The sequence below is a fragment of the Chryseobacterium salviniae genome, from assembly GCF_035819015.1.
GTDB classification, from domain to species: Bacteria; Bacteroidota; Bacteroidia; order Flavobacteriales; family Weeksellaceae; genus Chryseobacterium; species Chryseobacterium salviniae.
This window is the reverse complement of the sequence record NZ_JAYLAA010000009.1, coordinates 1-12964: the sequence shown is the minus strand read 5'-3', so window position 1 is coordinate 12964 and position 12964 is coordinate 1. Positions and strand designations below refer to the sequence as shown.

At 39.1% G+C, this 12964-nt stretch carries 10 protein-coding genes and 1 pseudogene; 9 read left to right on the top strand and 2 right to left on the bottom strand.

Annotated elements, in window-relative coordinates:
• Positions 1–182 (top strand): hypothetical protein (locus SOP96_RS01900; RefSeq protein ID WP_326319541.1); only part of this gene is annotated, 182 nt, incomplete at its 5' end.
• Here the strand turns inward: SOP96_RS01900 and SOP96_RS01895 are convergent.
• Both SOP96_RS01895 and ppk1 read right to left on the bottom strand, forming a co-directional pair.
• Entirely contained in the window at positions 165–1049 is an 885-nt protein-coding gene (locus tag SOP96_RS01895) for a Ppx/GppA phosphatase family protein (RefSeq protein ID WP_326319540.1), read from the bottom strand. The two genes, SOP96_RS01900 and SOP96_RS01895, sit on opposite strands and share 18 nt — an antisense overlap.
• Positions 1046–3118 carry a polyphosphate kinase 1 gene (gene ppk1, locus SOP96_RS01890; RefSeq protein WP_326319539.1) on the bottom strand — a complete coding sequence of 691 codons (2073 nt, stop codon included), beginning with the start codon at positions 3116–3118 and terminating at the stop codon, positions 1046–1048. Before ppk1 ends, SOP96_RS01895 begins: the two co-directional genes overlap by 4 nt.
• 274 nt (positions 3119–3392) lie before the next feature.
• Between ppk1 and SOP96_RS01885 the strand changes: the two genes are divergently transcribed.
• The 8 genes and pseudogenes from SOP96_RS01885 to SOP96_RS01850 all read left to right on the top strand — a co-directional run.
• The gene (locus tag SOP96_RS01885) at positions 3393–4619 is read left to right on the top strand and encodes a zinc-dependent metalloprotease (protein WP_326319538.1); all 1227 of its coding nucleotides are present in this window, start codon (positions 3393–3395) and stop codon (positions 4617–4619) included.
• A gap of 150 nt (positions 4620–4769) precedes the next feature.
• The gene (dnaK, locus tag SOP96_RS01880; RefSeq protein WP_326319537.1) at positions 4770–6665 is read left to right on the top strand and encodes a molecular chaperone DnaK; all 1896 of its coding nucleotides are present in this window, start codon (positions 4770–4772) and stop codon (positions 6663–6665) included.
• 667 nt (positions 6666–7332) lie between these two features.
• A complete protein-coding gene (locus tag SOP96_RS01875; protein WP_283423690.1) occupies positions 7333–7872 on the top strand; it encodes a phage tail protein in 540 nt (179 codons plus the stop codon).
• Between the two features lie 48 nt (positions 7873–7920).
• Entirely contained in the window at positions 7921–8463 is a 543-nt protein-coding gene (locus tag SOP96_RS01870) for a phage tail protein (protein ID WP_326319536.1), read from the top strand.
• Between the two features lie 32 nt (positions 8464–8495).
• Positions 8496–9038: a phage tail protein gene (locus SOP96_RS01865; protein ID WP_326319535.1), complete on the top strand. Its 543-nt coding sequence runs from the start codon at positions 8496–8498 to the stop codon at positions 9036–9038.
• 63 nt (positions 9039–9101) lie between these two features.
• Positions 9102–10223, top strand: coding sequence for a type 1 periplasmic-binding domain-containing protein (locus SOP96_RS01860; RefSeq protein WP_326319534.1), 1122 nt, complete (start codon positions 9102–9104; stop codon positions 10221–10223).
• On the top strand, positions 10220–11164 hold the full coding sequence (locus SOP96_RS01855; protein WP_326319533.1) for a formyltransferase family protein: 945 nt from the start codon (positions 10220–10222) through the stop codon (positions 11162–11164). Before SOP96_RS01860 ends, SOP96_RS01855 begins: the two co-directional genes overlap by 4 nt.
• Before the next feature lie 12 nt (positions 11165–11176).
• Positions 11177–12964: pseudogene (locus SOP96_RS01850) on the top strand (SprB repeat-containing protein); the annotation flags it as partial.

Below are 12964 nucleotides of genomic sequence, written 5' to 3'. Positions count from 1 at the left end.
TTTTTTTTTTTTKTCGGGGGGGGGGGCTCCCCCCCCCCCCCCGAAACAGAAAAAATGAACTCAAACAGATATTGCATGTAGGGTATTTGCCGTTCCCTATAAAAGTACAGCTAACAAAAAAACCGATCGCTTGGCCGGTTTTGAATGATCTAAATGAAATGGGGTTATTTATTGTTCTGTAAACGACTGAAAATATTATGGATCAATCCATCAGCTACGGAGATCTTCGGAACAAAAATCCTATTGATTTCCGACCATGTCATTACGTTATTGAAAACTTTCAGGGCGTGAACCAGAACATCTGCACGGTCTTCACGGAGATTATATTTCGTCATTCTTTCTTCTACGGTGAGATCATTCAATTCTTTATAAACCTTTTTCAGATGCGACAGCGTCATCGGCCGGCCGTCTTTCGTTTTGCTCATTGAAAAGATTTTATTAATGTTTCCTCCCGAACCGATGGCAACAATAGGCTTTTTACTGTTGATGTTTTTCCTGATCTCTTCCTTCATGTCTTTCCAGTTGTCGGGTGTCACTAAATTATTCAGCAAACGTATTGTTCCGATATTGAATGATTTTTCGTAAAGCATTTTGTCGTTTTCATAGAAAGTAAGCTCCGTAGAGCCGCCACCCACATCAATATATAGATAGGCAAAATCTTTATCAAGCCCTTCTGCAATATGATTTTCAAAAACCAGGGAAGCTTCTTCATCTCCGGAAATAATTTCAATATCAATTCCGGAAGTTTTTTTTACTTCATTAATAATGTCGCGGCCGTTAGCAGCGTCACGCATGGCACTTGTGGCACAGGCTCTGTAATGTTCTACCTTATAAATTTTCATCAGATCACTGAAAATTTTCATAGAATCAATAACCATTTTCTCACGCTCTTCGCCTATTTTTCCAAGCGTAAAAACATCCATTCCCAATCTCAGGGGAATCCTCAGAAGGTTAAGTTTGATGAATTCAGGCTGTTTATCGTTAATTTTTACTTCATTAATCAGCAGTCTGGCCGCATTACTTCCTATATCTATGGCTGCAATCTTCATTTATTGTTCGTTTTAGCATGTAAATATCGATAGGTCTCGATCTGAGAACGGCACTCATCATTATCATTATGAATGTACTCGTTGCTCAATTTTTTGTCTAAAATACGAGCTTTTACGTTATCTTTCAATTGTATGTTGAGAATATCTTTTAATTCTTTCTTCAGGTTTTTATCGGTGATTTTGGCAGCAGCCTCAATTCGGTAATCCAGATTTCTGGTCATCCAGTCGGCCGAAGAAATGTAAAGGTCTTCAGCACCTTTGTTATAGAAATACATTACTCTCGCATGTTCCAGGTATTCATCAACAATACTTATTGCCTTTATTTTTTCCTTGAATTCTTTCTGGTTCACAGCACAGTAAATGCCTCTCACAATCATTCTGATGTGCACTCCTGCATTGGCAGCTTCATACAATTTTTCAATCAGTGACCGGTCGCTCAAAGAATTTACTTTAACAATGATTTCCGCATGCCTTCCTGCTTTTGCCTCTTCAATTTCCTTATCAATATGATGAACGATCTTCTCCCTCATGAACTGCGGGCATACCAAAAGACTTTTACAGGTCTTAAGGACAGGAAGAAAATCATCCTTTGGTTTTTTAAGAACGTTGAACACTTTATTGATGTCTGCCATTATTCCGCGGTCTGCCGTCATCAGCAAATGATCTCCGTATATTCTTGCTGTTTTCTCGTTGAAATTTCCGGTACTCACAAATCCGTACTGGATGGTTTTATTGTTTGCTCTTTTTTTGATGACACACAACTTGGCGTGAACTTTTTTATTCGGAATACCGATCAATACCTTAATTCCTTCCGGTTCCAGCATTTCTTTCCATTCAAGGTTGGATTCTTCGTCAAATCTCGCCTGCAGCTCAAGCATTACCGTAACATCTTTTCCGTTTCGTGCCGCATAGATCAGGGCATTGATTATTTTTGAATTACTCGCCAGGCGGTACGCCGTAATCTGGATTGATTTTACATCAGGATCCATTGCCGCCTCACGGAGGAGGTCGATAACCGGGTTATATTTGTGGTAAGGAAACGTTAGAAGAACATCGTGCTTCAAAATGACGTCCGTTACCCTTTCTGTATTTTCAAAAGCAGGATGGGTAAAAGAAGTTCTTTCTACAGGCTTTTCATATTTTTCAAAAACATCCGGAAAATCCATGAAATGCTTGAAATTGTGGATTTTTCCACCCGGAATGATACTGTCTTTTTTTGCCAGATTCAGTTTTCGGATCAGCATCTCAAGAAGCGCTTTATCCATGTCTTTATCAAAAACAAAACGGGTGGGCTTTCCCTTTCTCCTGTTTTTTAATCCTTTTTCAATTTTTTCTGCAAAATTGGTTCTGATATCATTATCAAGATCAAGCTCAGCATCTTTGGTTACTTTAAAAGCATTAGCCGAAAATTCATCATACCCGAAATATGAGAAAATATGGGGAAGGTTGAAAGTAATTACATCTTCCAAAAGCATGACGTCTTTTTCCTGCGGATCTTCTGTCGGAAGCAGGACAAATCTTCCTACAAAACGCGATGGGATCTCAATAATGGCATAGTTGCTGGAATACAGCCATTCTTTTTTTCTCATGGCAACACCCAGATAGAGACTTTTGTCTCTCATGTAAGGCATCGGGGTATTTTCGTGAAGCAGAATCGGGATCACGTTTGATTCTACCACTTCATCAAAATATTTTCTTACGAACTCTTTCTGTTTTGCAGTTAAGTTTTTTGAAGTTTTTATAAATACATGATGATCTGCCATTTCCGCCTGGATTTTCTTCCATGTTTTATCGAAATTCTGCTGCTGTCTGATGACAATCTCATTGATTTTCTGAAGAATTTTTGAAGGAGGCTGGTAAAAAGATTCGGCAATCACTTTCTCCTTAAAATCCATGGCACGTTTTAATCCGGCAACGCGAACTCTGAAAAATTCATCTAAGTTATTTGAGAAAATCCCTAAAAAACGTATTCTCAAATGTAAAGGAACCTTCTCGTCCATTGCTTCCTGAAGCACTCTTTCATTAAAGGCAAGCCAGGTAATATCTCTGGGATTAAAGTGTAATGACATATTTGGTAATGAAATTTATCAAAAATAGTAATTGTCTTTTATTATTTATGATTTTTTGGATTAAAGTTTATTTAAATGTTAAGATTATTTTTATGAAATTATTTTCCATTCAATATAATTGTAATTCATTTTATATTTTTCTTAAAATTATAATATTTAATGATTATTAAATTATTGTAATTATTTATCAATAAATAATGCATTTTTCTTATGTTTTTATAGTTTTTTGTGATGTTGTTTTTAATTTTTACATTAGCTTAATTAATTATTTACAATGAAAAAAACATTACTATTTTTTACAATTTTTATTCTTACAAATGTTTTTGGACAAAGATCTTGTGGAACAGATCAGAAAATGAAAGAATTTTTTGCAAATAATCCTGATGCCTTAGCAAAAAAGCAGGATTTGAGAAATTATTTAACAACAAAAAACACAAATGCGAAGAATATCCAAACTGTTGTTACAATTCCTGTTGTAGTGCATGTTTTGTATAAGAATGCAGCTCAGAATATTTCTGATGTTCAAATTATGTCTCAGCTTGCAGTTCTTAATGCTGATTTCAGAAGATTAAATACAGACTATAGTTCTATTGTTCCGGCTGCTTTTCAACCTTTTTCTGCAGATATGGAACTGGTATTCTGTATGGCAACGAAGAAAAGTGACGGTAGTCCCACCACAGGTATTGAAAGAAAATCTGTAGCAGCAAGCTTTAATTTTGCTACTAATTATTATCAGTCTTCGGGGCTTCTTGCATGGGATCCTACAAAATATCTGAATATTTGGGTAGGAGATATGCCAAGTCCTTTTTTAGGATGGGCATATCTGCCAGATGCAGCAGGTTATCCTGAAGATGGTCTTGCAATTGGCTATAAATATTTCGGAACTACTGGCGTAGCCGAATTTCCTTATAATGGAGGCAGAACTGCAACACACGAAATTGGTCATTACTTTGGTCTTTTGCATCCTTGGGGAGAGGATGGAAGTTTATGCGGGACTTTAGATAATGATGATGGATGTGCGGATACGCCAGCAACTAATGATCCTCATTTTGGAGGAAACACTTTCCCGGATAATACAAATACCTGTGTTGCCTCAGCTAACGGAGCAATGTTTATGAACTTTATGGATTATGTAACAGATCAGGAAATGGCTTTTTTTACCAATGACCAGAAAACAATCAAAACCAACACCATGGCAGGACCAAGAGCCAGTCTGCTGAATTCTAATGCTTGTACATTCTTATCGGTGAATGATGTAGAAAAAGTAAATTCTATCAATTTATTTCCCAATCCTACAACTCAGTATATTTCCATAGCTTCCCCATTAGTTAAAATTAATGAGGCAGAAATATATAATTCTGAAGGAAGGCTAGTGAAAAGAGCTTCAATAAATAATGAAACTGATAAGATTGATGTAAGAGACTTTGCTGCGGGAGTATATTATGTAAGAACTTATTATAATAATGATTTTATAAAATCAATGAAGTTCATCAAAAAATAGAGAAAATATTTCCAATTATTCAATACGAAAGCTCCGAATTATCGGGGCTTTATTTTTTATTATGTCAATTTGTCACAAAAAAACATATGGTATAAATATTGAGAAATACAGAATGTAAATTAAAATTTAAAATAGAAAAATAAAAATATTATGAGTAAAATAATCGGAATCGACTTAGGAACAACCAACTCTTGTGTTGCTGTAATGGAGGGAAAAGACCCTGTTGTTATTCCTAACGCAGAAGGAAAAAGAACAACGCCTTCCATCGTGGCATTCACAGAAGACGGCGAAAGAAAAGTAGGAGATCCTGCAAAAAGACAGGCGGTAACCAATCCTAAGAAAACAGTATATTCTATCAAAAGATTTATTGGAACGCATTTCAAAGAAGATGCTGCTGAAATCTCAAGAGTACCTTATGAAGTCGTTGCAGGGCCAAACGATACGGTAAAAGTAAAAATTGACGACAGAGAATATACGCCACAGGAAATTTCAGCAATGACGCTTCAGAAAATGAAGAAAACGGCGGAAGATTATCTGGGCCAGGAAGTAACAAGAGCGGTAATCACGGTTCCTGCATACTTCAACGATGCACAAAGACAGGCTACTAAAGAAGCCGGTGAAATTGCAGGTCTTAAAGTAGAAAGAATTATCAACGAGCCTACCGCTGCAGCATTGGCGTATGGTCTTGATAAAAATCATAAAGATCAGAAAATTGCAGTTTACGATTTAGGTGGTGGTACTTTTGATATCTCTATCCTTGATTTGGGTGACGGTGTATTTGAAGTATTATCCACAAACGGAGATACGCACTTAGGAGGTGATGATTTTGATGATGTGATCATCAACTGGATGGCTCAGGAATTCAAAGCTGAAGAAGGAGTAGACTTAAAAGCCGACGCAATTGCGCTTCAGAGATTAAAAGAAGCTGCTGAAAAAGCAAAAATCGAATTGTCTTCTTCCCCGCAAACCGAAATTAACCTTCCATATATTACGGCTACAGCTACAGGTCCTAAACACTTAGTGAAGACTTTAACGAAAGCGAAATTCGAGCAGCTGTCTGCTGATCTGGTAAGAAGATCAATGGAGCCGGTGGCAAAAGCATTGAAAGATGCAGGGCTGTCAACTTCAGATATCGACGAAGTAATACTGGTAGGTGGTTCTACAAGAATCCCGATCATCCAGGAGGAAGTTGAGAAATTCTTCGGTAAAAAACCATCTAAGGGAGTAAACCCGGATGAGGTTGTGGCAATCGGTGCAGCAATCCAGGGAGGGGTATTAACTGGTGATGTGAAAGATGTATTGCTTCTTGATGTAACTCCACTTTCTTTAGGTATCGAAACAATGGGGTCGGTTTTCACTAAATTAATTGAAGCGAATACTACAATCCCAACTAAAAAATCTGAAGTATTCTCTACAGCTTCCGACAACCAGCCGGCGGTAAGCATCAGAGTAGGACAGGGAGAAAGACCAATGTTCAACGACAACAAAGAGATTGGTAGATTCGATCTTACGGATATTCCGCCTGCGCCAAGAGGAGTTCCTCAAATTGAAGTGACATTCGATATCGACGCAAACGGTATCTTAAGTGTATCCGCTAAAGATAAAGGTACAGGTAAAGAGCAGTCAATCAAAATCCAGGCTTCTTCAGGTCTTTCAGACGAGGAAATCGAAAGAATGAAAAAAGAAGCTCAGGAAAACGCTTCTGCAGATGCTAAGAAAAAAGAAGAAGTTGAAATCTTCAACAAAGCAGACGGATTGATTTTCCAAACCGAAAAGCAACTGAAAGAGTTCGGGGATAAATTATCGGCAGACAAAAAAGCAGCCATCGAAACAGCTCATGGAGAATTGAAAACTGCTTTTGAAGCTAAAAATACAGATGATGTTAAAGCTAAAACAGAAGCACTCGATGCAGCCTGGATGGCAGCATCTGAAGAATTATATGCAGCTGGCCAACAACCTGGTGCAGATGCAGGAGCTCAAAACCCTGGAGGCAATAATGCAGGAAGTGAAGATGTACAGGATGCAGACTTCGAAGAAGTGAAATAAATATAACTTCATAAAAATAAAAGCCGCTTTAAACGCAAGTTTAGAGCGGCTTTTTTTGCTATAAATTGAAATTAGAGTATCATAAAATTATTAAGTTTTTGAAAAACAGGTTTTTATAAAATTACAGATCAATGTTTTGAAAATATTTTAACAATAAACGGGTTGTAAAATTTGTAATCAAAGGAATATTACAAAATTTTAATACAAATTCAGTATAAATACTTAATTGCAATAACGCTATAATGCCTAATTTTATCAGGAAAATGAAACACTAAGATATATTGCAATAAATATGGGTATAATTCATAAATAATAAATTATTAACTAATTTTTTTCAATAAATAGTAATTATATCGATAATAAAATTAAATTTGTAAATGAAATTTGGACACTATAAAAAAGTTTCCACAATAAAACTAAATAAACTAAACATAATAATCATGAAAATCACTGTACACCATTCTTTTTTAAAATTAGCATCAAATTTTTATGATTGATAGACTGTAAAACAGGCTTTTTCAAATTTGTTTTTGAATTGGTCTGTAGGGATCCGCTTCTTCACTCCGAAATTTGCTTACAACTTATCAATTTATTCAGGTTGGGATTTCGTTTATCATTACCTTGGGTAGTTGCACTTTAATAAATTTTCATTTTAAAAACAATAATTATGGACGGAACAATTGGAGAAATCCGACTTTTTGCCGCAAACTTTGCTCCCAAATCATGGCAGTATTGTAATGGCGCTTTATTGGCTATCAGGTCAAATACGGCTTTATTCTCACTTTTAGGAACTACTTATGGTGGAGATGGTGTAAATACATTCGGTCTTCCGAACCTTGCAGGCAGATCTGCCGTTGGTGTAGGTCAGGGGCCCGGCTTGTCTTATTATCGTCTGGGAGAAATGACGGGAACAGACTCTGTAACGCTCATAATGTCTAATTTGCCTATGCATACCCACAGCTTATCAGGAAATGTAGTCATTCCGGCTTATTCGGATGAAGGAGATTCGGGCACTCCGGCAAACAACATTCTTGCATCAAAGGCATCCATGTACACCAACCAGGGTACAGACTCTACCACAAGACCTATTCCATTGTCAATGCAGATAGGTATTACGGGAGGAAATAATGCACTCAATGTCCTTCAGCCTTCCCTTGGAATGAATTATATCATTTGCCTTTACGGCGTTTATCCTTCAAGAGGATAATCAATGAAATTTTAAACAAAATTAATAACAACTAAAAAAGATATCATTATGGAAGGTTACATAGGAGAAATCCGTTTATTTGGTGGAAACTTTGCCCCGCTAGGATGGGCTTTCTGCGACGGAACGCTTTATAGTATCGCACAATTTAGTACAGTATATTCAATATTAGGAACCACTTTCGGTGGCGACGGCCGCACTACATTTGGTGTTCCGGATTTGCGGGGGAGAGTTGCTGTAGGAACAGGGCAGGGAGCTGGTCTGTCTCAAATAGATTTAGGAGAGAAGGGAGGAACTGAAACAGTTACGATGACTTCCGCACAAATGCCTGCACATAACCATACTGCTGCTGCAACAATTGCTTTTCCATGTTTTTCAGATGAAGGAAATACGGGGTCTCCGGCAGGCAATGTGTTGGCAGGATCTGCTGCTGCTTATTCTACGCAGGCACCAGATACCTTTATTGCACCGGCTACTACAACAGGTTCTATATCTGCTGCAGGAAGCAATATTCCGTTTAGTATTATACAGCCTGTGCTGGCTACCAACTACATTATTTGTCTTGAGGGATATTATCCGCCAAGACAGGATTAATCATGAAATTTATTAACTAAAAAACGATTATTATGGAAGGAACCATGTCAGAAATAAGAATGTTTGCCGGAAATTTTGCTCCCAAAAATTGGGCGTTTTGTCAGGGGCAGACAATAGCAATTAATACCAACCAGGCACTTTTTGCATTATTAGGTACAATATACGGGGGTGATGGGATAACAACCTTTATGCTCCCGAATTTTGCAGGAAGAACAGCTATGGGAACCGGAAACGGAGCTGGAACTACAGTTTTTCAATTAGGAATGAAAGCGGGTACTGAAACGGTAACATGCGATATACAGCATATGCCAGCGCATACCCACACCGCAGGCTCCGAAATTGTTTCTATAAAAACATTTTCAGATGAAGGAAATACCGGCTCTCCCGCAGGTAGTACGCTTGCATCATTACAAGGCTTGTACTCTACCGAGCAACCGGACAGTACCATGAAGCCAATATCAAATGCATTTGCTTTAAGCGTTTCAGGGGCAGGTCAGCCGATAAGTATTCGTCAGCCTTATCTCGGTATCAATTACATCATCTGTATGTACGGAATTTTTCCCTCAAGATCTTAATCAGCATTTATTTATTCAATCTGCGGCAAAACACTTTTGCCGCAGACTGACTTTATCAACAATATGAAAATAGCTCTACTTTTACCACGGTCTGTTATTTATCCGTCCATTTCATTCGATATTATGGATGGTTTTAAGCAATCCCTTAAAAATATGGGACTGGAAGGTTACCATGAAATCGTTTCAGCAGGAATAGGGGTTGCTGCAAAAAATGAGGAAATTTACGATCACTGCGAACAGTTTTTGCTGAATGGAACCGATATCATAATAGCATATATGAATCCTTTTTCAGCAGAATTTGTACATCCTCTTTTTGAATCTTCAGGAAAAACCCTGATTGTGCTTGACAGCGGTTACCATTTTCCTAAATTCAGCAAAAAACTTTCAAATGCATGGTTTATTTCGCTTCAGGGAGGTCTCTGTACCCGTGTAATAACGCATAAAGCTATTGAAGACGGGTTCAGGAATTTTGCGTTTAGCTGTTCTTTTTATGATGCGGGATATCGTCCTTCCTATGTATATGCAGCGGCAGCGGAAGAAAAAGGAGGATCTATAGTATTTAATCATATTACTCCTCTCAAACGTTCTGATTTTACATTGAAGCCACTTACGGAATTTCTTGAAAAAGAACAGGAAACCGCAGTGCTTGCAGCGTTTTGCGGTGATATGGCTGAAGACTTTTTTGCAGAAAGCAGCCAAACGTCAATCCACTATAAAGTGTATGGCACAGGCTTTACTTCCGATGAAACCTGGCTTGATAAAATTACCTATCCCGGATACAATTGGAATGCAGCGATAGCCTGGTCCAGAAATCTGGAGATTCCTGAAAATGAAAGTTTTGTAAAAATAATGGATGGAATTAAATATGGTAAGGCCAATCTTTTCTCTTTACTGGGATGGGAAGCTGCAAAGTTTATAGGCCTTGAAAACACAGACTTTAATGGAATGACCATTCAATCGCCGCGCGGAAAAGTATACATGAATCCTGAAAACGGATTTTCGGAGGCTGAAATTTATTACGCAACCGTTTCAAAAAATGAAGACACGGGAAACTGCCTTTTAAAAGACATTCATCCATCTTCCGTTACAGACGCAGAACGGGAAGGCTTACAACGCAATATTGAATATATAAGGACGGTAGAGGCCAATACATGGCTTAATGCTTATGCCTGTTTAGAATCATGACAGGCACATTAAAAATAGCAGTATTATGTAATAACCGGATGGCATTTCCGGCTTTGCAGGCTTTACAGTCTGTAGGCCGGCTTTGTGCGTTAGGAGTTCCTGATAATAATGCGGAAGTCATTGAATTTTGTTCCATGCTTTCAAAGCAGTCAGGAATACCATTGTTTATTGTGACCAGAGAAAGTTACACTGATCAAATAAAAGACATGATGAATATTTCAGCTGCAGGCACTGTTTTTACCATGACTTTCCCCTGGAAAATTTCTTCTGAAATTCTTGCTTTGTATCCTGGGAAATTTTACAATTTCCATTACGGACTCTTACCCGAAATGCGTGGGGCTGATCCTGTCTTTGAAACAATAAGAAGCCGCTCTGTACAATCGGGAATTACTGTTCATGTTATTGATCGAAATATTGATAAAGGAGCCATTATTCTTAAAAAAAATATTCCCGTTGCTTCGGATATGACGCATGGTGCTTTATGCACTCACTTGTCGTGGTTAGGAGCTAACCTTTTAAATGAACTTTTAAGTCTTTTACAAAGAAATTTTCCGGGAACGGAACAAAATGAAGAAAAGGCGCGCTACTATCCGAAACCCGGTGCTTCCGATGTCTGCATTTCATGGGAAAAGCAAGATGCTGAAGCCATTGAAGCTTTGATAAGGGCCTGCAATCCATGGAATAAAGGTGCTTATACCCAATGGAACGGATGGAATTTAAGAGTTTTGGAAGCTACATCTGTTCAGAATATAGATCATGATAAAGCACTTCCCGGAACTGTCTTGTATTTGGATGATGAAAACGGATTAGTTGTTAAATGTAATCATAATTCATATCTAAGATTAAATATAATATACACCGAAGAGGGTTTCATGAGCGGGCATAAATTATCCGCTTTCGGGCTTAGGAAAGGTGAGAAATTCTCTCAATTTATAACTTAAATATAATTTAAAATGGAAAACTTTTATTCTACAATCAAAACGTTGGCGAAAACAGTCGTCACAACGGGGGCGTTGTTGCTGGGATATGCCCAGGCGCAAACTACGCTCTCTCCGGGAGGGATTGCGTTTACCTCTTATGATTCGAGCTCTACTGCGGTAGATGTATTCTCATTTGTATTGCTTGCTCCAATATCAAGCGGCACCCAAATAAGTTTTACCGACCGTGGATATCAGGGAGGAAATGCATGGCAGGCAGCCGGTTCAACGGAGTCTGCAATTACATGGACCAGCGGTACAGCATTACCTCCTGGCACAGAAGTGTATATTTCAGCGTTGTCAGCTTCTGTTTATAATCCTGCAACAAGCACATCTACACCCAATGGTACTGTGTCACTTACCGACGGAACATCCGCCAATGGATTGGTTTTATCATCTGTTGGAGATCAGATCATTGCTTTTCAGGGAGGAAACGGAAGTGTTACAGGTGCTAATGTAACTTGTATTGCCGGTATCAATTACTTTTATACAGCAGGTTCTACAACAGCCGCATGGAATAGTGACGCTGTTGGAAGCCCGAACGCCTCATTAATGCCACCGGGACTTACTGGAGGAACTAATGCATTTTATACAGGGCCGGTATCTGGTGTCATAGTTGCAAGATCCGGAAAGTTTAACTGTACCGGTGTTCCAACCTCAACAGTTGCTAATATTAGAACAGCGGTTATGAATAATGCCAATTGGACGCTCAGTACTGCTGCAGGATCGCAGTATTCAGGATGTACATTTCTGGCGAGTAGTCCTGTAATCACGGCGAATCCGGCTAACAGAACCATCTGTGCAGGAGGCACCACTACCTTTACAGTTACTGCTTCGGGAGCTACCTCCTACCAGTGGTATCAAAATTCCGGCAGTGGTTTTATTGCTTTAACCAATACGGCTCCCTATTCGGGAGTTACCACCAATACTTTAACGATCACAGGGGCTACTTCAGCTATGAACGGTTACCAGTACCGTGCTGTCGCAACTGGAGCAGGGTCTGCCACTTCTAATGCTGCTACATTAACGGTCGTAAGCATCAGTACAACAGGCAGCAAAACGGATGTATCCTGTAATGGCGGCTCAAATGGTGTTGCTACAGTTGTACCGTCGGGTGGCGTAGCGCCTTATACATATTCTTGGGCACCTTTCGGTGGTACGGCTGCAACAGCTACAGGTCTGTCTGCCGGAACTTACACGGTAACGGTAACAGATAATTTGGGATGTCAGACTACAAGAACATTCACCATTAATCAGCCTGCCAGCGCAGTAAGCGGAACTACAGTAGTAACCAATGTGGCATGTAACGGCGCTTCCAATGGAGCAATCAATTTAACACCAACTGGCGGAACAGCACCTTACACCTTTAACTGGGGTGGCGGAATCACAACCGAAGACAGAACAGGGTTAGCAGCTGGAACGTACACCGTAACCATCACGGATGCAAACGGATGTACAGGAACAGTTAACGCAACAGTAACGCAGCCTGCCAGCGCAGTAAGCGGAACTACAGTAGTAACCAACGTGGCATGTAACGGCGCTTCCAATGGAGCAATTAATTTAACACCAACTGGTGGAACAGCACCTTACACCTTCAACTGGGGTGGTGGAATCACAACCGAAGACAGAACAGGGTTAGCAGCTGGAACGTACACCGTAACCATCACTGATGCAAACGGATGTACAGGAACAGTTAACGCAACAGTAACGCAGCCTGCCAGTGCAGTAAGCGGTACAACGGTAGTAACGAATGTAGCATGTAAC

Excerpts from the sequence above, each read along its gene's own strand:
- SOP96_RS01855 (WP_326319533.1), top strand. The coding sequence starts at position 10,220 with ATGACAGGCACATTAAAAATAGCAGTATTATGTAATAACCGGATGGCA.
- SOP96_RS01885 (WP_326319538.1), top strand. The coding sequence starts at position 3,393 with ATGAAAAAAACATTACTATTTTTTACAATTTTTATTCTTACAAATGTT.
- ppk1 (WP_326319539.1), bottom strand. The coding sequence starts at position 3,118 with ATGTCATTACACTTTAATCCCAGAGATATTACCTGGCTTGCCTTTAAT.
- dnaK (WP_326319537.1), top strand. The coding sequence starts at position 4,770 with ATGAGTAAAATAATCGGAATCGACTTAGGAACAACCAACTCTTGTGTT.
- SOP96_RS01870 (WP_326319536.1), top strand. The coding sequence starts at position 7,921 with ATGGAAGGTTACATAGGAGAAATCCGTTTATTTGGTGGAAACTTTGCC.
- SOP96_RS01875 (WP_283423690.1), top strand. The coding sequence starts at position 7,333 with ATGGACGGAACAATTGGAGAAATCCGACTTTTTGCCGCAAACTTTGCT.
- SOP96_RS01860 (WP_326319534.1), top strand. The coding sequence starts at position 9,102 with ATGAAAATAGCTCTACTTTTACCACGGTCTGTTATTTATCCGTCCATT.
- SOP96_RS01895 (WP_326319540.1), bottom strand. The coding sequence starts at position 1,049 with ATGAAGATTGCAGCCATAGATATAGGAAGTAATGCGGCCAGACTGCTG.
- SOP96_RS01865 (WP_326319535.1), top strand. The coding sequence starts at position 8,496 with ATGGAAGGAACCATGTCAGAAATAAGAATGTTTGCCGGAAATTTTGCT.